Source organism: Thermus tengchongensis, assembly GCF_021462405.1.
Lineage (GTDB): Bacteria > Deinococcota > Deinococci > Deinococcales > Thermaceae > Thermus > Thermus tengchongensis.
On sequence record NZ_JAKEDU010000003.1, the window covers coordinates 89,374 to 111,719 of the forward strand.

Annotated in this window: 20 protein-coding genes; 16 read left to right on the top strand and 4 right to left on the bottom strand. The window is 65.7% G+C overall.

The features are described 5' to 3' along the window. Together speA and L1087_RS05025 are read left to right on the top strand one after the other, a co-directional pair. Nucleotides 1-1,893 carry a biosynthetic arginine decarboxylase gene (gene speA / locus L1087_RS05020; RefSeq protein ID WP_234557920.1) on the top strand — a complete coding sequence of 631 codons (1,893 nt, stop codon included), beginning with the start codon at nucleotides 1-3 and terminating at the stop codon, nucleotides 1,891-1,893. Between the two features lie 45 nt (nucleotides 1,894-1,938). Further along, the gene (locus L1087_RS05025) at nucleotides 1,939-3,015 is read left to right on the top strand and encodes a GGDEF domain-containing protein (RefSeq protein ID WP_206201717.1); all 1,077 of its coding nucleotides are present in this window, start codon (nucleotides 1,939-1,941) and stop codon (nucleotides 3,013-3,015) included. Nucleotides 3,016-3,068: 53 nt separating this feature from the next. Here the strand turns inward: L1087_RS05025 and metK are convergent, their stop codons facing one another. Continuing rightward, nucleotides 3,069-4,247, bottom strand: coding sequence for a methionine adenosyltransferase (metK, locus tag L1087_RS05030; protein ID WP_038043358.1), 1,179 nt, complete (start codon nucleotides 4,245-4,247; stop codon nucleotides 3,069-3,071). An 84-nt stretch (nucleotides 4,248-4,331) separates the two neighbouring features. On the opposite strand from metK, the gene murI reads away from it, so the two are divergent. The 10 genes from murI (at nucleotide 4,332) to L1087_RS05080 (ending at nucleotide 15,702) form a co-directional block, all read left to right on the top strand. After that, nucleotides 4,332-5,105, top strand: coding sequence for a glutamate racemase (gene murI / locus L1087_RS05035; RefSeq protein ID WP_234557921.1), 774 nt, complete (start codon nucleotides 4,332-4,334; stop codon nucleotides 5,103-5,105). Then, the gene (locus L1087_RS05040; protein WP_038041120.1) at nucleotides 5,105-5,749 is read left to right on the top strand and encodes an LOG family protein; all 645 of its coding nucleotides are present in this window, start codon (nucleotides 5,105-5,107) and stop codon (nucleotides 5,747-5,749) included. The genes murI and L1087_RS05040 overlap by 1 nt, the downstream gene beginning before the upstream one ends. A gap of 5 nt (nucleotides 5,750-5,754) precedes the next feature. Further along, the gene (gene rdgB, locus L1087_RS05045) at nucleotides 5,755-6,366 is read left to right on the top strand and encodes an RdgB/HAM1 family non-canonical purine NTP pyrophosphatase (RefSeq protein ID WP_234557922.1); all 612 of its coding nucleotides are present in this window, start codon (nucleotides 5,755-5,757) and stop codon (nucleotides 6,364-6,366) included. Further along, nucleotides 6,363-7,394: an RMD1 family protein gene (locus tag L1087_RS05050; RefSeq protein WP_135259304.1), complete on the top strand. Its 1,032-nt coding sequence runs from the start codon at nucleotides 6,363-6,365 to the stop codon at nucleotides 7,392-7,394. The genes rdgB and L1087_RS05050 overlap by 4 nt, the downstream gene beginning before the upstream one ends. A 95-nt stretch (nucleotides 7,395-7,489) precedes the next feature. After that, nucleotides 7,490-8,686, top strand: coding sequence for a sugar ABC transporter substrate-binding protein (locus L1087_RS05055; RefSeq protein WP_234557923.1), 1,197 nt, complete (start codon nucleotides 7,490-7,492; stop codon nucleotides 8,684-8,686). A 58-nt stretch (nucleotides 8,687-8,744) separates the two neighbouring features. Then, a complete protein-coding gene (locus L1087_RS05060; protein ID WP_234557924.1) occupies nucleotides 8,745-10,073 on the top strand; it encodes an ABC transporter permease subunit in 1,329 nt (442 codons plus the stop codon). After that, nucleotides 10,074-11,393, top strand: coding sequence for a sugar ABC transporter permease (locus L1087_RS05065; protein ID WP_234557925.1), 1,320 nt, complete (start codon nucleotides 10,074-10,076; stop codon nucleotides 11,391-11,393). Beyond that, entirely contained in the window at nucleotides 11,390-13,102 is a 1,713-nt protein-coding gene (locus tag L1087_RS05070) for a glycoside hydrolase family 13 protein (RefSeq protein WP_234557926.1), read from the top strand. Before L1087_RS05065 ends, L1087_RS05070 begins: the two co-directional genes overlap by 4 nt. Before the next feature lie 5 nt (nucleotides 13,103-13,107). Further along, complete coding sequence (locus L1087_RS05075; RefSeq protein WP_234557927.1) at nucleotides 13,108-13,440, top strand: hypothetical protein; 333 nt, start codon at nucleotides 13,108-13,110, stop codon at nucleotides 13,438-13,440. 27 nt (nucleotides 13,441-13,467) lie between these two features. Beyond that, nucleotides 13,468-15,702, top strand: coding sequence for an endonuclease MutS2 (locus L1087_RS05080; RefSeq protein WP_234557929.1), 2,235 nt, complete (start codon nucleotides 13,468-13,470; stop codon nucleotides 15,700-15,702). A 98-nt stretch (nucleotides 15,703-15,800) separates the two neighbouring features. Here the strand turns inward: L1087_RS05080 and L1087_RS05085 are convergent, their stop codons facing one another. Continuing rightward, nucleotides 15,801-16,202 (bottom strand): acyl-CoA thioesterase, encoded by a 402-nt coding sequence (locus L1087_RS05085; protein WP_038028725.1) that lies wholly within the window; start codon nucleotides 16,200-16,202, stop codon nucleotides 15,801-15,803. A gap of 49 nt (nucleotides 16,203-16,251) precedes the next feature. Between L1087_RS05085 and L1087_RS05090 the strand changes: the two genes are divergently transcribed. Both L1087_RS05090 and L1087_RS05095 read left to right on the top strand, forming a co-directional pair. Continuing rightward, nucleotides 16,252-17,940, top strand: coding sequence for a M3 family oligoendopeptidase (locus tag L1087_RS05090; RefSeq protein WP_234557931.1), 1,689 nt, complete (start codon nucleotides 16,252-16,254; stop codon nucleotides 17,938-17,940). Between the two features lie 158 nt (nucleotides 17,941-18,098). Further along, nucleotides 18,099-18,548 carry an arsenate reductase ArsC gene (locus L1087_RS05095; RefSeq protein WP_234557933.1) on the top strand — a complete coding sequence of 150 codons (450 nt, stop codon included), beginning with the start codon at nucleotides 18,099-18,101 and terminating at the stop codon, nucleotides 18,546-18,548. Between the two features lie 2 nt (nucleotides 18,549-18,550). Here L1087_RS05095 and ubiE read toward each other — a convergent pair whose 3' ends face one another. After that, nucleotides 18,551-19,270, bottom strand: a complete 720-nt coding sequence (gene ubiE, locus L1087_RS05100; protein WP_326490701.1) for a bifunctional demethylmenaquinone methyltransferase/2-methoxy-6-polyprenyl-1,4-benzoquinol methylase UbiE — start codon at nucleotides 19,268-19,270, stop codon at nucleotides 18,551-18,553. A 60-nt stretch (nucleotides 19,271-19,330) separates the two neighbouring features. Here ubiE and L1087_RS05105 point away from each other — a divergent pair, with 60 nt between their 5' ends. Beyond that, nucleotides 19,331-21,163, top strand: coding sequence for an ABC transporter permease (locus L1087_RS05105; RefSeq protein ID WP_234557935.1), 1,833 nt, complete (start codon nucleotides 19,331-19,333; stop codon nucleotides 21,161-21,163). Beyond that, nucleotides 21,160-22,083, top strand: a complete 924-nt coding sequence (locus L1087_RS05110) for an ABC transporter permease (RefSeq protein WP_038041108.1) — start codon at nucleotides 21,160-21,162, stop codon at nucleotides 22,081-22,083. Before L1087_RS05105 ends, L1087_RS05110 begins: the two co-directional genes overlap by 4 nt. On the opposite strand, the gene L1087_RS05115 is transcribed toward L1087_RS05110, so the two are convergent. Further along, nucleotides 22,071-22,346 (bottom strand): hypothetical protein, encoded by a 276-nt coding sequence (locus L1087_RS05115; protein WP_135259295.1) that lies wholly within the window; start codon nucleotides 22,344-22,346, stop codon nucleotides 22,071-22,073. The two genes, L1087_RS05110 and L1087_RS05115, sit on opposite strands and share 13 nt — an antisense overlap.

The window sequence follows — 22,346 nt, forward strand, 5'->3', positions numbered from 1 at the left end:
TTGAAAACCGCCAGGCGCTTTTCCCCCAAGGAAGCTGAGGAGATCTACCTGGTGCCCTACTGGGGGGCGGGGTTCTTCCGGGTAGGGCGGGACGGGGAGTTGGAGGTAACCCCCCTGGGTCCAGAGGGGCCTTCCGCCTCCCTTTTGGAGATCGTGGAGGCCCTCCGGGACGAGGGGCGGCCCCTGCCCCTGGTGCTCCGCTTCCCCCAGATCCTCGAGGCCCGGGTGCGGGAGCTGAACGAGGCCTTTCGCAGGGCCATGGAAAAGTACAGCTACCACGGGGGCTACCGCGGGGTCTACCCCGTGAAGGTGAACCAGCGCCGGCTGGTGCTGGAAACCGTGGCCAAGGCGGGGAGGCCCTACCACTACGGCCTCGAGGCGGGGAGCAAAGCGGAACTCGCCCTGATCCTGGCCCAGGACCTCTCCCCGGAAGCCCTCATCACAACCAACGGCTTCAAGGACGACGACTTCATCCGCCTGGCCCTAATGGGAAGAAAGCTTTCCCGGAACGTGGTCATCACCCTGGAGAAGTTCGCCGAGCTCCCCCGGGTGATCCGCATCTCCAAAGAGCTGGGTGTGCGGCCCAAGCTGGGCATCCGCTACAAGCTGAAGGCCAAAGGGGCCGGGCAGTGGGAAGCCAGCGGCGGGGAAAACGCCAAGTTCGGCCTCACCACCCCGGAGATCATCCGGGCGGTGGAGATCCTAAAAGAGGAAGGCCTCCTGGACACCCTGGTCATGGTCCACGCCCACATCGGCAGCCAGGTGACAGACATCCGCAGGATCAAGGCCATGGTGCGGGAGGCAGCCCAGACCTACGTGCAGCTCCGCAAGCTGGGGGCTCCCCTCCAGTACCTGAACCTGGGCGGGGGGCTGGCGGTGGACTACGACGGCTCCAAGACCAACTTCTACGCCTCCGCCAACTACACCCTTCCCGAGTACGCCGAGGATCTGGTCTACGTGACCAAGGAGGTGGTGGAGGCCCAGGGGGAGCCCCACCCCACCCTGGTCACGGAGTCGGGCCGGGCGGTGACCGCATACCATGAGGTCCTGGTCCTCGAGGTCATCGACGTCATCACCCCCCCGGGGGAGGCCCGGCCCTCCCCCCCGCCTGCGGAGGCCCACCCCCTGGTCAAGGAGCTCTGGGAGAGCCTGGAAACCCTCTCCCCCAAGAACTTCCGCGAGGTCTACCACGACGCCTTTGCCGACAAGGAGACCCTGCAGACCCTCTACGACTTGGGGTTGGTGTCCCTAAGGGACCGGGCTTTGGCCGAGGAGATCTTTTACCACATCGCCCGCAAGGTGTATGCCATCGTGAAGGAGCTGCCCTACGCCCCCGACGAGTTTGAGGACCTGGAGAAGCTTCTGGCAGACAAATTGGTCTGCAATTTTTCCATCTTTCAAAGCCTTCCCGACGCCTGGGCCATCCACCAGCTCTTCCCCATCGTCCCCCTAAGCCGCCTTAACGAGCCCCCCACCCGCCAGGCCACCCTGGTGGACATCTCCTGCGACTCCGACGGCAAGATAGACCGCTTCATCGACCTGCACGACGTGCGTCAGAGCTTGCCTGTCCACCCCATCCGCCCGGGGGAGGACTACTACCTGGGGGTCTTCCTGGTGGGGGGCTACCAGGACGTGTTGGGCTCCAACCACAACCTTTTCGGCCAGGTGGGGGAAGCCCACGTGGTGGTGGACGAGGAGGGGTTTGCCATCGAGCGGTTTGTCCCCGGGGAGACCGCGGAGAAGGTCATCGAGAAGATGGGCTTCACCGCCCGGGAGCTCTTCCTAGGAGTGGAGCGGCTGGTGCGGCAAAGCCGCCTCTCCCCCGTGGAGAAGGGAGCCTTCTTGGAGCGGTACATGCGGGAGCTCCAGGGCTACACCTATCTGGAAGACTGAAGAGCCGTTAAGGGCTGGTTAAGGGGTCCCGCCCATCCTGGAGGTATGGCCCGGGCGGGACCCCTGTATACTCGAAGTGGCTTGCATCCTACCCTGGAGCTTTTGGACCCCCTAAACCCCCTAAGGCGGCGGATGGCCCTTTGGCTTCTGCCCTTGGGGACCCTTTTGACCCTGGTGGCCTGGGCCGCCTCGAGGGCCGTGGGCCTGGACCCGGTGGACCGCCTCTTCCTCCCTCTCCTGGCCTTGGGTTTTTCCCTTTTGGCCATAGTCCTGTGGCGCTTCCCCCGCACCAGCCCCTGGGTTCTGCCCCTGGCCCATGCTCTCGTGGCCACCTACCTCCTGGTCACCCTGGCCTATCAGCTGCTTTTCGCTCCCAACCCCCTGGGCCTGTCCCCTGCCGCCTACTGGGTGCCCTTCGTGTACTTTAGCAGTTTTCTTTTCTTTCAAACCCGGCAGGCGGTGCGCCTGGCCCTTCTTTACCTCCTCACCCTCTTCCTCCTATCCCTCCTAGGGGCTTTCCGCGGCCACCTCCACACGGAGCACCTCAACGCCTTGGCCCAGTTCTTCGGGGCCAACCTGGCTTATGTGGGCCTTCTCTACATGCTGGTGCGGGTCAAGGAGGGCTACCTGGAAGCCCAGCTGGAAGCCTACACCGACCCCCTCACCGGCCTCAGGAACCGGCGCTATCTGGATCTAGTCCTGGAAAGGGAGCTCTTCCGCGTCCAACGTTATAACCGGCCCCTCTCCCTCCTGGTCCTGGACTTGGACGACTTCAAAAAGGTAAACGATACCTACGGCCACCCCGCGGGGGACCGGGTGCTAAGGGCTCTTGCCCGCTGCCTGGAAGAGCACCTCCGGCAAAGCGACCGGCCCGTGCGCCTGGGGGGGGAGGAGTTTGCCGTCCTCCTGGTGGAAACCCCTCTGGCCCAGGCGGTGCGCCTGGCGGGGCGCCTGCGCCAGGCGGTGGCCGCCCTGAAGGTCCCCCCGGTGGCGGGAATGACCGCCAGCATTGGCGTGGCCGAGGCCCGCCCCGAGGACTCCCCCCTTTCCCTCCTCAAGCGGGCCGACGACGCCCTTTACCAAGCCAAACGCCGGGGGAAAAACCGGATAGAGGTGGGTTAAACCCACCCCTCCCTACTGGGGCCCCCAACCTGGCTTTAGCCAGGTTGGGGTGATTAGAGGCCTGCTTCCCGCCTTAAGGCCTCCACCCGGTCGGTTTCCTCCCAGGGGAAGCCTGCGCGGCCAAAGTGGCCGTAGGCGCTGGTGGGGGTGTAGATGGGACGGAGGAGGTCCAGCTCCTCGATGATGGCCAAGGGCCTGGGGTCAAAGACCCGCTTCACGATGTCCGTGAGCTTTTCATCGGGCAAGACCCCGGTGCCGAAGGTTTCCACCCGCAAGGAAACAGGCCTAGCCTTGCCAATGGCGTAGGCCAGCTCCACCAGGGCCCGCCGGGCCAGGCCTGCCGCCACCAGGTTTTTAGCCATGTAGCGGGCGTAGTAGCTGGCGGAACGGTCCACCTTGGTGGGATCCTTGCCGCTGAAGGCCCCGCCCCCGTGGGGCACCGCCCCCCCGTAGGTGTCCACGATGATCTTGCGCCCGGTAAGCCCGGTGTCCGCATGGGGCCCCCCTAGGATGAAGCGGCCCGAAGGGTTGATGAGGTACTCCGTCTCCCCTTCCTTCAGGTACTCGGGGGGGATGGCCTGGCGCACCACCTCGCGGATGAGGTCCTCGCGGAGCTGGTCCTGCTCCACCTCCGGGGAATGCTGGGCGGAGACCACCACCGTCTTCACGTAAAGGGGCTTATCCCCCTCGTAGACCACGGTGACCTGGGCCTTGCCGTCGGGGCGCAGGTAGGGCAGCAAGCCCGTCTTGCGCACCTCCGCCAGGCGCATGGTGAGGCGGTGGGCCAGGGTGATGGGCAGGGGCATGAGCTCGGGGGTCTCGTCGGTGGCGTAACCGAACATGAGGCCCTGGTCCCCCGCGCCCGTGCGGTCCAGAGGATCCGTGGACTTGAGGACCCGCCACTCGTAGGAGAGGTTGACCCCGCCCGCGATGTCCGGGGACTGCTCGTCGATGGCGGTGAGCACCGCGCAGGTGTCGGCATCAAAGCCGTACTTGGCCCGGGTGTAGCCCACCTCCCTCACCGTCTTGCGCACCAGGCCGGGGATATCCACATACCCCTCGGTGGAGATCTCTCCCGCCACGAACACCAGCCCGGTGGTGACTAGGGTTTCCGCCGCCACCCGGGCCTTCTTATCCTGGGCAATCAAAGCATCCAGGATGGCGTCGGAGATCCGGTCCGCCAGCTTATCCGGGTGTCCTTCCGTGACCGACTCGGACGTGACCAGCCTCAACTTGCGCACCTCCCTCGCCCCCCACCGGGGCAACCCTGATAGTATAGCACCCCCCCTTTTCCGTCCAGGGTATGATGGCGGCTCGTGAAGGACCCTAGGAGGCCCATCGGCGTCTTTGATTCGGGGGTAGGGGGGCTTACGGTGCTTTCCGCTTTGCGCCGGGCCCTGCCCCAGGAGGATTTCCTCTATTTTGGCGACACCGCCCGGGTACCCTACGGCAGCAAACCCCTTTCCATGGTGCGGCGCTTTGCCTGGGAGATCGCGGGGTTTTTGCTCCGCCAAGGGGTCAAGGCCATCGTGGTGGCCTGCAACACCGCCAGCTCCGCGGCCCTTCCGGACTTGGCGGAGGATCTTTCCGTGCCCGTCTTTGGCGTGCTGGAGCCGGCGGCGGAGGTAGCCCGCACCTACCGCAAGGTGGGCCTCATCGGCACCCAGGCCACGGTGGAAAGCCGGTCCTACGAGCGCTACGTGGAGGTTTCCTGGGCCAGGGCCTGTCCCCTCTTCGTGCCCTTAGTGGAGGAAGGGCTTTGGGATGACCCCGTGGCCCTCTTGGTGGCCCGGCACTACCTGGAGGAGGCGCCCCAGGACCTCGAGGCCCTGATCCTGGGTTGCACCCATTACCCCTTCCTGAAGGGCACCCTGGCCAAGGTTCTGCCCGGAGTGAGGCTCATCGATTCCGCTGAGGCCACGGCGGAAGCGGTGGCCAAAGCCCTACAGGAGGAGGGGCTTTTAAACCCCGAGGGCCAAAGCCGGGTGGTGCACTTCGTCACGGGGGACCCGGAAAGCTACCGGAACCTGGCGGAGCGCCTGGGGGTGAGGGTGGAGGAGCTGAAGCGGGTCAGCTTGGAGGAGCTCTGATGGCCAAGAAGCCCCTGATCGACCAGCTTCACCACGAGGATGCCTGGCGGCTTTTCCGCATCCTGGCGGAGTTCGTGGAGGGGTTTGAAACCCTTTCGGAAATAGGGGTCCCCCTGGTTTCCGTCTTCGGCTCGGCCCGCTTCGGGGAAGGGCACCCCGCCTACGCCTTGGGCTACCGCCTGGGAAGGGCCCTAGCCCAAGCGGGCTTCGGGGTGGTCACGGGCGGAGGACCAGGGGTCATGGAGGCGGTGAACCGGGGAGCCTTTGAGGCGGGCGGGGTGAGCGTGGGCCTGAACATTGAGCTTCCCCACGAGCAGAAGCCTAACCCCTACCAGACCCACGCCCTCACCCTGCGCTACTTCTTCGTGCGCAAGGTGCTCTTTGTGCGCTACGCCCACGCCTTCGTTTTCCTCCCCGGGGGCTTCGGCACCTTGGACGAACTATCGGAGGTCCTGGTGCTCATTCAGACGCAAAAGGTCCACCCCTTTCCCGTCTTCGCCTTGGACCGGGGGTATTGGGAAGGCCTCCTCTCCTGGATGGCCTTCCTGAAAGAACAAGGGGCCATCGACCCCCAGGACCTCGCCCTCCTCACCCCCCTGGACACCCCGGAGGAGGTGGTGGAGGCCCTCAAGGGAGTATCCTGAAAAGGATGCGCGTGGTCCTGGCCACCTCCAACCCCGGCAAGGTGCGGGAGCTCAAGGAGGGGCTCACCCCCCTGGGCTGGACCCTTTTCTCCCTCGCCGACTTCCCCTTGCGCCTGCCCAAGGAGGAGGGGGCCACCTTCCTGGAAAACGCTCTCCTCAAGGCGGCCTACGTGGCCAAGGCCACGGGGCTCCCCGCCTTGGCCGACGACTCGGGGCTGGAGGTGTACGCCCTCGGGGGGGAACCCGGGGTCTACTCCGCCCGCTACGGAGGCCGGGAAACCGACAGGGAAAGAAACGTCTACCTCCTGGAGAGGATGCGCCACCTGAAAGGGGAGGAGCGAAGGGCACGCTTCGTGGCGGTCCTGGTCCTGGCCTACCCCGACGGGCACGCGGAGGCCTACGAGGGGAGCGTGGAGGGGTACATCCTCGAGGCCCCTCGGGGGGAGGGAGGCTTCGGCTACGACCCCCTCTTCTACGTGCCCGAAGCGGACAAGACCTTCGCGGAGATGACCCTGGAGGAAAAGGCCCGCCACTCCCACCGGGGCCAGGCCCTAAAGGCCCTCCTTAAGGCCTACGAGCACGGGCCCCCACCCCGGGAAATCTCCAAGCTGGAATGAACCTCCTCTCGCCCCACATCGCCCTTTACCGTCTCTACGACCTGGCGGACGAGATTGACCTCTCCCGCCTGGCCACCCCCAGGCTTCGCCTTTCCCGGCCCCGGCTGGGGGCGGTGCGCTTCGAAAACCCCCCGGCGCAGATAGAGCTCGGGGTAAGAAGCGTGGAGGGGATCTCGGGCCTGCTCACCGCCCGGCTTTACGAGTTCGGGGTGGCCTCGCTTTCCTTTCGCGTGCACCTGGGGGAAAAGGTCCCCTGGGAGACCTTCCTGGCCCAGGCCCTGGCTTTGCCGGAACTTCCCTTTTGGGAAGGGTTTTTTCTGGCGGAGCTTTTGGCCCTCGAGCCCTACCTGCAAGGCGCCCTCCTGCGCCCGGAGGAGAAGCGCCTCTCGGAAGAGTTCACCGTCTACCACGCCTTGGGGTTTGAGGGGCACAAGGCGGCAAGCCCCCCCGTGGACCTCACCCCTCTCTGGATGGGGGCCAAGGAGGAGTTCGCCCCCGAGGTCAGGCGGGAGATGGAGCGCTACCGCTACAGCTACTCCACCGAGGACCTGGCCCTTTTGGGCTTCGACCGGGTCTTCATCCTGGACTCGGAGGGCATCTGGGACGTGGCCGACCTGGTGGAGTTCGTGCACGCGCAACTCCTGGAGCTTTCCTACTACGACGGGGTCCTCACCCAGGAACTGGAGGCCGTGCCCCAGGTGCTCAAACACCGCGGCCTTTGGGGTTACGGGAAGCTCCAGCGCTTAAGGCGGCGCCTCATGGCCCGGCATGCGGAGATCGCCGACGTGCGGGCCAGGATGGAAGGGGCCTTGCGCATCACCGAGGACCTCTTCTACGCCAAGATCTACCGGGCGGCCTTGGAGCTTTACGGGGCCCACGAGCTGGAACGGAGCCTGGAGGAAAAGCTCAGGGTCCTCGAGGCCACCTACGAGATGGTCACCGAGGAGGTGGTGCACTTAAGAAGCCAGGCGGTGGAGGTGGGCATCCTGGCCCTCATCGCCTTTGAGGTGGTGCGGGCCCTCTATTAAAGGGGACTTGCGTCCCGGGAAAGTAGGAGTATACTCAGCCCGCAGGGCGCGGAAAAAGTTAAGCGGAAACGCTACCACGCGCCCGGAGGTGGGATATGAAACGAGCACTGGCAGCACTGGCCCTCGGACTTTCCCTGGCCCTTGCCCAGGGGAAGATCACGGTGTGGACCCACTTCGGCGGCCCCGAGCTGGAGTGGCTGAAGGCCCAGGCCCGGGCTTACGAGAAAACCTCCGGCACCAAGGTGGAGGTGGTGGAGGTTCCCTTTGGGGACATCAAGCAGAAGTTCATCCTGGGGGCCCCGCAGGGGCAGGCGGCGGACCTGGTGGTTTCCATCCCCCACGACTGGCTGGGGGAGATGGCCCAGGCCGGGGTGCTGGAGCCCATGGGCAAGTACGTGACGCCAAGCTACCTCTCCGATCTGCAAAGCGTGGCGGTGGAGGCCTTCACCTTCGGGGGCAAGCTCATGGGCCTTCCCGCCTTCGCCGAGAGCGTGGCCCTCATCTACAACAAGAAGTACGTGAAGGAAGCCCCCAAGACCTGGGACGAGTTCCTGGCCCTGGCCCGGCAGTACACCACCGGCTCCACCTTCGGCTTCCTCTACAACATCGGCGACCCCTACTTCAACTTCGGCTTCTTCAAGGCCTTTGGCGCCGACAACGTCTTCGCCAAGGACGCAAAGGGGAACCTGGACCCCGCTAGGCTCCTCCTGGGTGGGGAGGTGGGAGAGAAGGCCCTGGCCTTCATCAAGGACCTCCGCTACCGCTACAACCTGGTGCCCGAGGGCGTGGACTACGGCGTAGCCGACGGAGCCTTCAAGGACGGGGCCTTGGCCATGATCATCAATGGCCCCTGGGCCCTGGGGGACTACAAGAAGGCCAAGATCGACTTCGGCATCGCCCCCTTCCCCACCCCGCCCGGGGCTAAGAACCCTTGGGGCCCTTTCCTGGGCGTGCAGGGGGTGGTGGTGAACGCCTACTCCAAGAACAAGACTGCCGCGGTCAACTTCGCCAAGACCCTTATCTCCGGCAAGAACCTGGTGTCCTTCAATCAGGCAGGTGGCCGCATCCCTGTGTCTAAGAGCGCCGCCAAGACCCTGGAGAAGGACCCGGTGGTGGCGGGCTTTTCCAAGGTCTTCGCCCTGGGCACCCCCATGCCCAACATCCCGGAGATGGGCAAGGTCTGGGGTCCTTGGGCCAACGCCATCAACCTGGCCATCCAGCGGCCCGACTCCAACTTGAAGAAGATCGTGGAGGACATGGTGGCCGAGATCCGGAAGGCCATCGGCAAATAAGGCCCATGCCCGCCCCCCACGGGACCATCCTCCCCCGTGGGGGGCGTATCGTTAAAGCATGAAGCACCCGCCTGGCCTGAAAGGCTTTCTCCTGGCCCTCGGCCTCCTCCTGGGCCTCCTCGTCCTGGCCACGGGGGTGGCCCTTCTGGGCTACCTGGCCCTCGAGGCCTACTTTGCCCCGCCTGGCTGGACCCTCCTGCTTTTGGCCCTCTTGGTCCTAGTCCCTGGAGCCATCCTGATAGGGCGCCTCTTCCCCTGGCTCACGGACTGGTACTACTTTCTCCCCGCCCTCTCCTTCCTCCTGGTCTTCACCCTCTACCCCATCGGCCTCACCCTCTACCTGGCCTTCACCGACTACTCGGGGGCCAAAAACGGCTTCCCCGACCGCTCCACGGAAACCCGGGTGGTGAAGCAGGAGGGTAACCGGCTCACCCTGGAAGAACCTGTGCGGGAGGCTCTCCGTTGCGACCCCTGCCGGGGGGAGCCGGTGGAGGTTTATGCGGAAGGCCACCGAGTGCGGGCCAAGATCCTCGAGGCCGAGGGAAGCACCCTGCTCCTGGACCGCGCCCTCCCCTTCCCGGCGGCCTTCGTGGCCAAGGTAAACGCCTTCCGCTTCGTGGGCCTCAAGAACTTCGCCTTCATCCTCTCCCAGGCCAGCCAGGCCCTCCTGCCCGTCTTCGCCTGGAACGTGGTCTTCGCCGCCGCCACCGTGCTTTTGAACGCCCTGGTGGGCCTGGTCCTGGGCCTCATCTTGAACAACAAGGCCCTGAAGCTAAGAAACTTCTACCGCACGGTGCTCATCGTGTCCTGGGCCCTCCCCGGGGTCATCACCGTGCAGGTCTGGGTGGCCCTCTTAAACTACAACTTCGGGGCCATCAACCGCCTCCTGGGGGTCCTGGGCATCTACCCCATCCCCTGGCTCAACGACCCCGACTGGGCCAAGGTGGCCATCCTCCTGGTGAACCTTTGGCTGGGCTTCCCCTACATGATGACCGCCACCTTGGGAGCCCTTTCCACCATCCCCGACGAGCTCTACGAGGCGGCCAAGGTGGACGGGGCCACTCCCTGGCAGGCCCTTTGGGGCATCACCCTGCCCCTTTTGGAGAAGCCCATGGTGCCCATCCTCCTCTCCTCCTTCGCCTTCAACTTCAACAACTTCTACATCATCTACCTGCTCACCGGGGGCGGTCCGGCCCAGGAAGGGCGCCTGGCCACAGCCCAGGCCACGGACATCCTCATCTCCTGGGCCTACAAGACCGCCTTCAGCGCCGAAGGGCAGTCGGCCTACGGCCTGGGGGCGGCCATCAGCCTCCTCATCTTCGCCATCACCGTAGCCATCAGCCTGGTGAACTTCCGGGTCACGGGGGCCCTAAGGGAGGTGAGGTAGATGCGGCGCCTGGCCTATTTCTTCCTTGCAGGCCTTATCCTCTATGGAGCCTACTGGTTCGCCGCCCACCGGCTTTTTGACGAGGGCTCCTACCGCAAGCAGGTGGCCTTCGGTAGCGTCTTCGTGCCCTATGGATGGGCCTATGCCCTGGGCATCCTTTTGAGCCTGGTCCTCCTGCTTCTCCTTTACAGCGTGATTCGCACCGCCTTGGCCAACCGCATCCAAGGGCGCAAGCGAAGCCCCTGGCCCCTTTTCTGGCAAGGGGTGACCCACCTCTTCCTCTGGGTGCTGATCCTCCTCGTCTACTACCCCGTGGTGCAGGTGGTGGCCGCTAGCTTTGATCCCACCAACAACCTCTTCAGTTTCCGCAGGCCGGATACGGGGTTTCTCCTCCTGGACGCCAAGGTCATCCCTTACGTGCCCGAGCCCTCCTTGGAAAACTACGCCAAGCTGGTGGAGGGGGTGGTGCTTTACCCCTACCAGGTGGGCCTTCTCCTCCTCGGGGGGCTCGCCCTTCTGGGTGTAGCCCTCATCGGCCTCCTGAGGCGGCTCCTGCCCCCGGACGGCTGGATGGACCTCTGGCAGGGGAGGCTTCTTTTGGTCTTAGCCCTTGCCGTATTCGCCCTGGCCCTCTTCCTTTCCCCCAAGCAGTTCACCGGCCAGGGCACGGAGGCGAAGTTCCTCCTCTGGGTGCGGAACACCTTCCTCATCTCCGGGCTCACGGGGCTTCTGGCCGTCCTCCTCACCGCCACCGCCGGCTACGCCTTCGCCCGCTTCCGCCACCTGCCGGGCCGCTACCCCATGCTCCTCTTCTTCATCTTCGTGCAGATGTTCCCGGGGTTTTTGGCCCTGGTGGCCATCTACTACCTGCTTTCCCGGCTGGACCTCCTGAACACCTTCACCGGGCTGGTGCTGGCCTACTCCGGGGGGATCATCAGCTTCGGCACCTGGGTGTACAAGGGGTACCTGGAAAGCATCTCCCCGAGCCTCGAGGAGGCGGCCATGGTGGACGGGGCCACCAAGTGGCAGGTCTTCACCAAGATCCTCCTCCCCCTTTCCGCCCCCATGTTCGTCTTCATCTTCCTCCTGCAGTTCGTGGGCACCTACTCGGAGTTCGTCCTGGCTAACCTGGTCCTCACCGGGGTGGAGAGCTGGAACGTGGGGGTGGGCTTAAGGAGCTTCACCACCGGCCAGTTCCAAACCAAGTGGGGGATCTTCGCCGCGGCCAGCGTCCTCGGCTCCTTGCCCATCCTCTTCCTCTTCTACGGCTTCCAGCAGTACTTCGTCTCCGGCTACACCGCGGGGGCGGTGAAGGAATGAACCACCACGACCTGGAACACGTGGACCCCCCCTTTCCCGACCTGGGGGAGGAGGTGGTCCTCTCCTTGGAAACCCCGGCAAAGGAGGGGCTTCTCCTTTTTGAGAAGGACGGGGAGATCCACCAAAAACCCATGGAAAGGACGGAAGGGGGCCTAAGGGTGCGCGTCTTCGTGCCCACGAGCCCCTTCCGCTACGTCTTCCGCCTCCCGGAAGGCTTCCTGGGAAGCCACGGCCTGGAAAAGGCCCTCCCTCGCTATGACCGCTTCTTCCACCTCCTGGCGGGGCCCCAGCCCCCGGAGTGGGCCCAGGGGGCGGTCTACTACCAGATCTTCCCCGACCGCTTCCGCATGGGGCGCCCCGAACTCGCCCCCCAGGACGGGGCTTGGCGCTACCAGGGGAGGCCCATCCGGAGGAAGGCCTGGCACGAGCCCCCAGGGCCCGAAGGCCCCTGGGAGTTTTACGGGGGGGACCTGTGGGGCGTCCTCGAGGCCCTTCCCCACCTGGAGGGCTTAGGGGTGGAGGTGCTCTACCTCACCCCCATCTTCCAAAGCCCCTCCAGCCACCGCTACGACACGGAAGACTACCTGCGGGTGGACCCCCACCTGGGAGGAGAAGAGGCCCTGGAAGCCCTCTTCCAGGCTTTAGAAAAAAGGGGCATGCGCCTGGTGCTGGATGGCGTCTTCAACCATGTGGGGGCCACCCACCCTTGGTTTCAAAGGGCCCTAAAGGACCTGGAGAGCCCGGAACGGAGCATGTTCACCTTTTACCCCGATGGCTCCTACGCCGCCTTCTGGGGGGTGAAGTCCATGCCCAAGCTGGACTACGCCTCCCCCCTCACCCAGGAGCGCTTCGTCTTCGGCAAGAAGGCCCCCATCCGCTACTGGATGCGCCTAGCCCACGGCTGGCGGCTGGACGTGGCCCACTCCATCGGGGAAGGGGGGACGAACCGCAAAAACGCCCGCTGGCTCCGCGCCCTGGCCCGGGCGGCTAAGGAAGAAAGGCCCGAGGCCTTGGTCATCGGGGAGCTCTCCTACGACGCCACCCCCACCCTGCGCGCCCACACCCTGGACGGGGCCATGCACTACGCGGGCTTCGCCCACCCGGTGATGGCCTGGCTCTCCGGGCGGGACGTGCACGGGCGGGAAGCGGCCTTGAGCGCGGAGGAAGCCTGGGAGGTGCTCTGGGACCACTACCGGGCCCTGCCCCTGCAGGTGCGCCACGCCATGTACACCTTCGTCTCCTCCCACGACATCCCCCGGGCCCTGTGGCGGCTTCGGGGCAACCTGGGGCTTTTCCAGTTGGCCTACGCCCTCCTCTTCGCCTTCCCCGGGAGCCCCGCCATCTACTACGGGGACGAGGTGGGCCTTTCCCAGCCCAACCCCTACACCCTGTGGCAGGGAGACCCCTACTGCCGGGCCCCCTTCCCTTGGGACGAGGCCCTTTGGAACCGGGAGACGCTGGGGTTCTTGAGGCGCCTGGTGCGCCTCAAGAAGACCCACCCCGCCCTGCGCCGGGGAAGCCTTCTGCCCCTGAAGGCCCCGGAGGGAGTGCTGGCCTTCCGGAGGCGGTACCGGGGGGAGGAGGTCTGGGCCTTCTTCGCCAAGGAGGGGGCGCGCCTAAGGCTCCCCAGGGGGGTGGACCTCCTACGGGAGGAGGAGGTGGCGGGGGAGGTGGAGGCCCAATACCTCCTCTTCCAACCCTTAAACTGAAGGGGGTGCGCTTGAAGCGGTTTTCCGGCAGGGTGAGGCGGGTGGTGCGGAAGGAGGCTTCCCGCGGGGATCTCCTGGCGCAAGCCGAAGCGCTCAAGGGAGAAGGCGGCAGGGCTATAGGCTTCCCTAGGCGGCTCTTGGGGCTCCTTCGGGAAGCCCAACGCCGCTGGGGTTCCTTCTCCCCGGAAGAAAGGCAACGCTTTCTCGCCCTGCTTACCGGGCTTCTGGCCCTCTTACCCCTGGGGCGGCTGGGACGGGTGGGCTGGCTCCTGAAGCGGGCTGCCGGACCCGAGGGCCAGGCCCTTTTGGGCCTTCTCCTGCGGCTTCTAAGACGCTAACCCCTTTCCGGGGTATACTCTTCCTTTGTGCGGGATGTCCTCGAGGTCCTGGAGTTCCCCAAGGTCCGCGCCCTCTTGGCGGAAAGGGCCAAGACCCCTTTAGGGCAAAGGCTGGCCTTGGCCCTTGCCCCCCTCCCCCAGGAGGAGGCGGAAAGGCGCCACGGGCTAACCCAGGAGGCCTTAGCCTATCCCTACACCCTTCCCGAGGCGGGAACCCTCGAGGAGGCCTACCAAAAGGCCCAAGGCGGGGCCAGGCTTTCGGGCCTCGAGCTCCTGAAATCAGCCCAGGCCCTGGAGGAGGCCATGGCCCTCAAGGAGGAACTTCTTCCCCTACAAAACCTCCTGAGCCAGGTGGCGGCGGGCATAGGGGACCACGGGGCCTTCCTCGCCAAGGTCAGGAAAGCCCTGGACGAGGAAGGAGCCGTGCGGGATGAGGCAAGCCCCAAGCTTTTCGCCATCCGCCGGGAACTCAAGCCCCTGCGCCAGCAGATCCTGGACAAACTCTACGCCCTCATGGACCGCCACCCCGAGGCGATCCAGGACCGGTTCGTCACCCTGCGCCGCGAGCGCTACTGCATTCCCGTGCGCGCGGGGATGGCCCAAAGGATCCCCGGCCTTCTCCTGGATGAGTCCGAATCCGGGGCCACCCTTTTCATCGAGCCCCTTTCCGTGGTGAAGCTCAACAACCGCCTCCAGGCCCTGCGCCTGCAGGAGGAGGAGGAGGTGAACCGCATCCTGCGGGAGCTCTCGGAGAGGCTGGCCCAGGACCCCGGGGTACCGGGCACCCTGAAGGCCTTGGGCCTTTTGGACCTGGTGCAGGCCCAGGCAGCCCTGGCCCGGGACCTGGGCCTCACCCGCCCTCGCTTCGGGGAGCGCTACGAGCTTTGGGAGGCCTTCCACCCCCTCATCCCAAACCCCGTCAAGAACTCCTTTGCCCTGGACGACCATCACCGCCTCCTCCTCATCTCCGGCCCCAACATGGGGGGCAAAACCGCCCTCTTGAAGACCCTGGGCCTGGCGGTCCTCATGGCCCAGTCCGGCCTCTTCGTGGGGGCCAAGCGGGCCCTTTTGGCCTGGCCCGACCGGGTCTTTGCCGACATCGGGGACGAGCAGTCCCTGCAGGAAAGCCTCTCCACCTTCGCCGGGCACCTCCGCCGCCTCAAGGAGATGCTGGAGGGGGCCACGCCCCAAAGCCTGGTCCTCATCGACGAGCTGGGCAGCGGCACCGACCCCGAGGAGGGGGCGGCGCTTTCCCAGGCCATCCTGGAAGCCCTCTTGGAGCGGGGGGTGAAGGGCATGGTCACCACCCACCTCTCCCCCCTGAAGGCCTTCGCCCAGGGGCGGGAGGGCATCCGGAACGCCTCCATGCGCTTTGACCTGGAAGGGCTTCGCCCCACCTACGAGCTGGTCCTGGGGGTGCCGGGGCGGAGCTACGCCCTGGCCATCGCCCGGAGGCTCGCCCTGCCCGAAGAGGTGCTGCAGCGGGCCGAGGCCCTTCTGCCCGAGGGGGGTAGGCTGGAGGCCCTCCTGGAAAAGCTGGAGGCGGAAAGGCTCGCCCTGGAGGAGGAAGGGCGCAAACTCCGGGAAGAGCTCGCCCGGGCGGAGGAGCTGAGGCGGCGCCTCGAGGCCCGCGAGGCCCGCTACGAGGAGGAGCGGGCGGAAAGGATGCGGGCCCTGGAAGAGGAGGTGCGCAGGCAGCTTCTCCAGGTGGAGGCCGAGCTCAAGGCCCTGAAGGAAAAAGCTCGGGTGGGAGCCAAGAAAGACGCCCTTAGGGAGCTTATGGCCCTAAGGGAGCGCTACGCCAAAAAGGCTCCCCCACCCCCGCCCCCTGCGGAGCTGGCCGAGGGCCAGCTGGTGGAGGTGGTCTCCCTGGGCCGCCAGGGGCGGCTCTTGGAGCTTCGGGGTGAGGAGGCCTTGGTCCAGGTGGGCCCGGTGCGGATGACCCTGAAGGCCAAGGAGCTCAAGCCCCTCAAGGCCCCCGAAGCCCCCAAAGCCCTTTCCACCAGGCCCAGGCGGGAGGTGAAGGAGGTGGACCTCAGGGGGCTCACCGTGGAAGAGGCCCTCCTCGAGGTGGACAGCGCCCTGGAAGAGGCCAAGGCCTTGGGGCTTCCCACCCTGCGCCTCCTCCACGGCAAGGGCACGGGGGCCCTCAGGCAGGCCATCCGCGAGGCCCTAAGGCGGGACAAACGGGTGGAAACCTTCGCCGACGCCCCTCCCCACGAGGGCGGGCACGGGGTCACGGTGGTGGTGCTGAAGAGCTAAGCACCCACGGACAAAGGCCGCTCCATCGGCCAAAGCCAAAGCGGCTTGCCCATGACCTCTTTGGGGCCCCCGTCGTGGTGCAAGCCACGACGGGGCACTTAGAAGGAGCGGCCTTCCAGGGCCTCTATGCGCCCTCGGATGACCGGGGGCAAAGGCGCAGGCCTGCCTCCTTCCAGCCAAACCTGAACCGTCTTGCCCCGGGCGGCCTCCTCCCCCCTGGCCAGGAGGAGGTACTCCATGTCAAAGCTGCTCCGCCCGATGCGCACCACCCGCACCCCCACCTCCACGGGATCCTCGAGGAGAATGGGCTTCAGGAAATCCACCTCCGCCCGGGCCAGGATGAAATGCCCCTTCTCCACCCAGTCCCTTTCCAATCTCTGGAAGTAGGCGGCGCGGGCCACCTCAAAGTAGGTGAGGTAGACCGCGTTGTTCACATGCCCCAGGGCATCCAGGTCGCGGAAGCGTACCTGTATGGGTACGGATACGGGAAAACCCTCCACGAAGCCAGAGTATACCAGGGCTGACCCGCGGGTCAGGTATAGTGGGGCCATGGAAACCACGTGGGACCTAACCCCCCTCTTCCCCAGCCTAGAAAGCCCCGAGTTCGGGGCCACTTGGGACGGAGTGAAGCGGCGCATCGGCCAGCTTAGGGCCTTGGTGGAAGGGGAGGCCCCCCTAGGGGAGGTTCTTTCTGCCCTGGACGCCCTGCAGGAAGAAGCCACCCCCCTTTGGGCCTACCTCTACGCCCGCTTCACCGCCGACACCACCGACGAGGCCGCTTTGGCCAAGCTCTCCGAGCTGGAGGTGCTCTTTTTGGACTTCCAGCGCCTCAGGCCCCGCCTCACCCGCTACCTGGCCCTACAGGACCCGGAGGAGGCCGGGCCTTACCGCATCCTGGTGGAGGAGGCCCGGGAGGAAGCCCTGCACATGATGCCGGAAGGGGAAGAGGTTCTGGCGGCGGAGCTCTCCCTTTCCGGGCGCCAGGCCTGGTCCAAGCTCCACGAGAACCTCACCAGCCAGATCACTGCGGTGGTGGACGGGGAGGAGTTGCCCATCACCCAGGTGCGCAACCTCTACTTCCGCCCCGAGGAGGAGGTGCGCAAGAAGGCCTACGAGGCGGAGCTTTTGGCCTGGGAGCGCCATGAGGTGCCCCTGGCCTACGCCCTGAACGGGGTGAAGGGGGAAGCGGGGGTCCTGAACCGCAGGCGGGGCTACCGGGACGACCTCGAGCCCAGCCTGCACCGAAACCGCATCACCCGGAAAGCCCTCATGGCTCTCTTGGAAGCGGTGCGGGAAAACCTTCCCCTCTTCCACCGCTACTACCTCCTCAAGGCCAAGGCCCTGGGCAAGGAGAGGCTGGACTGGTGGGACCTCTTCGCCCCCATCGGCCAAGGCCGGAAGTGGACCCTGGAGGAGGCCCGGCGCTTCATCGTGGAAAAGCTCGCCACCCTGGTCCCGAACGCCGCTAAGGTGGCGGAAACCGCATTCCAAGAGCGCTGGATGGATCTCCTGCCCCGCAAGGGCAAGATCGGCGGGGCTTACTGCATGGGAAGGGGCGGGGGCAAAAGCCTCATCCTGGCCAACTACGAGGAGAGCTTTGAGTCGGTTTCCACCCTGGGCCACGAGCTGGGCCACGCCTACCACAACTTCGCCCTGGCCCGGGTGCCCGCCAGCCTGCGGGAGGTGCCCATGACCCTGGCGGAGACCGCCAGCATCATGAACGAGACCCTGGTGGTGGAGGCAGCCCTTAAGGAAGCCTCCCCGGAAGAGGGAGTTCTGATCCTGGACGCCTACCTCCAGGGGGCGGCCCAGGTGGTGGTGGACATCTACAGCCGTTACCTCTTTGAGTCTTGGGTCTTTGAAAGGAGGAAGGCCCGGGAGCTTTCTCCTAGGGAGTTCAAGGAACTCATGCTGAAGGCCCAGAAGGAGGCCTACGGGGAGGTCCTCGCCACCCATCACCCCTACATGTGGGCGGTGAAGGGGCATTACTACGGCTCCGACTTCTACAACTACCCCTACGCCTTCGGCCTCCTCTTCGGCTTGGCCGTGTACCAGGAGGCCAAGGAAGACCCAGGCTTCGCCGAGCGGTACGAGGAGCTTTTGGCCTCCTCGGGCATGTACCGGGCCAAGGAGCTGGCGGCCCGCTACGGCTTTGACCTGGAAAGCCCCGCCTTCTGGCAAAAGGGGTTTGCGGTTTTGGCCGAGAAGGTGGAGGAGCTGGAGAGGAGGCTTGCCTAAGCACTCGCACGCAAAGGTTGCCCCATCGGTCAAAGCCAAAGCGACGTGCTCGTGGCCTCTTTGGGGCCCCCGTCGTGGCACAAGCCACGACGGGGTACTTAGCCCAGCCGGGCACCTTCCTGACCTTCCCCTGACCTGGAGAAGGTTAGGTTTATAGGATGCGCCTTTTGGTTCTCTGCACCCACAACTCCGCCCGTAGCCAGATGGCGGAGGGCTGGCTCCGGCACTGGGCCAAGGAAATGGGAGTGGACCTCGAGGTCCACTCCGCCGGCACCGAGAAGACCCTCGTCAAGGAGGAGGCCAAGCGGGTGATGGCCGAGGTGGGGATTGACCTTACGGGGCACTTCTCCAAAACCCTTTTTGAGCTCCCCGATCCCTGGAACTTCCACCTGGTCCTCACCGTGTGCGATGCCGCTAAGGAAGCCTGCCCCGCCTACCCCGCCAAGACGGCAAAGCGCCATGTTTCCTTCCCCGACCCCTCGGGAAAACCCCTGGAGGAGTGGCGCAGGGTGCGGGACGCCCTCGGGCGCATGGCCCGCCACCTGGTGGAAAACCTGAAAGTGGGGCGCATCCCCACAGACGAGGAACTGGAGGAAGCTGCAAGGTAGCCCTATCGGGCCGATCCGGCCTCGAGGTCCCCGATGTGGATGGCCGCCACCCCGAAGGTGAGGAGTTCGTAGCGCACCTTGAAGCCCGCTTCCTCCATCATGGCCTTTAAGGTTTCCGGCGGGGGAAAGGCCTCCACGCTTTCCGGCAAGTAGCGGTAGGCCCCGAAGCTCCCCGAGACCACCCCCCCCAGGAAGGGGAGAAGCCGCTGGAAGTAAACCCGGTAAACCAGGCCAAAGACCCCCCGGGGAGGCGGGGGAAACTCCAGGATGACCAGCCGCCCCCCCGGGGCCAGGACCCGGCGGAGTTCGAAAAGGGCCTTACGGTAGTCGGCGAAGTTGCGGAAACCGAAGGCGATGGTGATGGCCTCAAAGCTCCCTTGGGGGAAAGGAAGGGACAGGGCATCGGCTTCCAGAAACTCCACCGCAAGGCCCTGCGCCCGGGCTTTCCTGCGGGCGATCTCCAGCATGGGCAGGGCGAAGTCCGCCCCCACCACCTGAGCCGTGGGCGCCTTCCTCTTCAACATAAGGGCCAGATCCCCCGTGCCCGTGGCCAGGTCCAGAATGCGCCGGGGATTTTTTTCCAAAGCCAGGGCCACCGCCCGCCTGCGCCAGCGAAGATCGGCGCCAAAGGAAAGAAGCCGGTTCAAGAGGTCGTAGCGGGGAGCGATCTCCGCAAACATGCGCCGCACCCGCTCGGCCTTTTCCCGGGGGGAAACCTCCACGAAAGAAGTCTAGCACCGCCCGGGGCCGTAGACCTACGGGGCTAGGGTACAATCGTGGGCGTGTGGAAGGACCGTAAGCGCCTGGGAATCCTGGTGGCCCTGGGGGGAGGGGTTCTCCTCCTCCTCTGGTACCTGGCGCCCTGGGCGGTACCCCATCGCCTTTTTGGCGGCGAAGGCGTGCTTCTAAGCCCCTTCGGCCACCACCTCCCCCAAGGAACCCTGCCCCCGGGTTACCGGGATGGCTGGCTCTCTTGGGTCTTCTATCCCTCCTTAGCCTGGCTGGCCCTCACCCTGGTCCTAGCCTGGACTCCTAAGCCCGTCCGGAAGCTTTACCTCATGGGGATCCTGGGCCTAGGCCTCTTCCTCCTCACCCACCTTCTCTTCCAAGCCAGCGTGGCCCTGGTGAACGCGGGTGCGGAAAGGCCCATCCTCAGGCGGTACACCTTGGGGCTTGGCAGCTACGCCACCTTGGCCTATAGCCTCTACCTCCTCCTCCTGGCGCGGCTTTTCTCCCCTGGGGGGTTGGCCTTCCTGGTGCGCCGCCGGGGGGTGGTGGTGCCCCTTTTCTCCCTCCTCCTGGCCTCCTTGTTGGGCAGCCTCATCGTGGCGGTGATAAAGAGGGCACCGGGGGAAGCCCAGACCCTAAGGGAAGCCTGGATGCTGAAGCTGGACCTCATCACCTACACCTACCAGCTCCTCTATAGCCCCCTGGTGAACCCTTCGGGCTTCCTGCAGAGCCTCCTCCTGGCCACGCCCCTGATCTTCACCGGCCTCTCGGTGGCCCTGGGCTTCCGCGGGGGGCTTTTCAACATCGGGGCCCCGGGGCAGCTCATACTGGGGGGCATCGCCGCCATGCTGGTGGGGGTGTACCTGCCAGGGCCCAGGTGGCTGGTCCTGCCCCTGGCCATCCTGGCCGCCGCTTTGGCCGGGGGGCTATGGGGTGCCCTGCCCGGTTGGCTCAAGGCCCGCTTCGGGGCCCACGAGGTGATCAACACCATCATGCTGAACTACATCGCCGCAAGCCTCTTCCTCTTCCTCATCTCCTCCAACGAGTACAAGTTCTTCGGCAACACCCTGTACCTGCCCTTCAAGTACCCCGGGTACGAGGCCCGGAGCCACGAGATCCGCCCGGAGGCCCGCATCCCCCACTGGACCGAGCTGGTGGCCCCAGGGGGGGAGCTTTCCTTTGCCCTGCCCCTGGCCCTCCTCCTGGGGCTTTTAGGCTATTTCCTGGTCCGGAAGAGCCTAGGCCACAAGGTGCTCTTTGGCCTCCTGGGGGTGGTGGCGGGCTACGTGCTGGGCGGCCTCCTACCAGGGCCCGCGGTGGCCTTCGGCCCCGACCTCACCTCGGTGCGGCTCAACGGGGCCTTCCTTTTGGCCCTCTTCGCCCTCCTCTTCTTCCACTTCTACGTCTTCCGCACCGTGGGGGGGTATGAGCTTAGGGCCATGGGCCTGGCCCCCAAGGCGGCGGAGTACGGAGGGGTGCTGGCCGGGCGGAAGATGGTCCTCATCATGTTCCTGGCAGGGGCCTTGGCGGGTCTGGCCGCCACCCACTACGTGCTGGGCGGAGGGATTGACGAGTACCGCCTGAAGCAGTCCCTGCCCTACTCCGTGGGCTTTGACGGCATCGCCGTGGCCCTGATGGGCCAGAACACCCCCTTGGGGGTGGGCCTCGCCGCTTGGCTTTTCGGCATCCTCCTTACAGGGGGATTGCAGGTGAACCTGCAGCTCGGCATCAGCCGGGAACTGGTGGCGGTGCTTCAGGCCTTGATCGTTCTCTTCATCGCCGCAGGGGGCTTTTTGCCCCGCTACTTCACCGACCCCTTGCGGGCAGCCGAGGTGGAACTTAAGGAAGAAAGCCGAAAGCGAGAGGAAAGGGAGGAGACCCCATGAACCTGGATGCCGCCTTTTGGATCGCCCTCTTCTTCTCCACCCTGCGCCAGACCACGCCCCTCTTGCTCACCGCCTTGGGGGGGATGTTCTCCGAAAGGAGCGGGGTAGTGAACATCGCCCTCGAGGGCATCATCCTCTTCGGAGCCCTCACCGCCGCGGTGGTGGTGGAGAGGGTGGAACACACCTTAGGCCCCGGCCCCCATCCCTGGCTTCCCTGGCTTGGGGTCCTAAGCGCCATGCTGGTGGGAGGGCTGGTGGCCCTGGTGCATGCGGTGGTCTCCATCAAATACCGGGCCGACCAGATCATCAGCGCCACCGCCATCAACCTCCTGGCCCTGGGAGCCCCCAGCCTGGTCCTCACCTACTTCTACGGCAACGCCACCAACTCCAAGGAGGTGGCAAACCGCCTGCCCCTTTGGGGGCCCGAGGGTTTTGCCCTTTCCCCCTTGGTCTACCTGGCCTTCCTCCTGGTGCCCGTGAGCTGGTGGGTCCTCTTTAAAACCCCCTTCGGCCTGCGCCTTAGGGCCGTGGGCGAGCATCCCGAAGCCGCCGACACCCTGGGAATCAACGTGTTCCGCATGCGCTACATCGGGGTGGTGCTCTCCGGGGTTTTGGCAGGCCTCGCCGGGGCCTACCTGGCCATCGGCTTCCTCAACCAGTTCGTGCGGGGCATGTCTGCGGGGATGGGGTTCATCGCCCTAGCGGCCATGATCTTCGGAAAGTGGCACCCCTTGGGCATCCTCTTCGCCACCTTGCTCTTTGGCTTCGCCAGCGCCCTGGCCATCCAGCTTCAGGGCACAGAGATCCTGCCCGCGGTCTTGGTGCAGGCCTTCCCCTACGTGGTCACCGTTCTGGTGCTGGCGGGCTTCATGGGCAAGAGCCGACCCCCGGCGGCAGTGGGAAGGCCCTACGAAAAGTGAAGGACCCTGACCCATCGCCCCAGGCGGTAGCGGAGGGTGAGGGCGCTACCGTCATGGAAGCGGAGCTCCACCCGCCCCTTTCCCAAGGCGAAGCCCGCCACCTCCTCCGCCCCTAGACCCTGGGCAAAGTGGGCGAAGCCATCCGAGCGCAGGTAGAGGAAACCCTCCCCCCCAGGGGTGAGGAGGAAGATCTGGGCCTCGGTGCCCTGGCGGTTCAACACCAGGCGGCGCACCCTTCGGGCGAAAACCTGGGCCCCACGCAT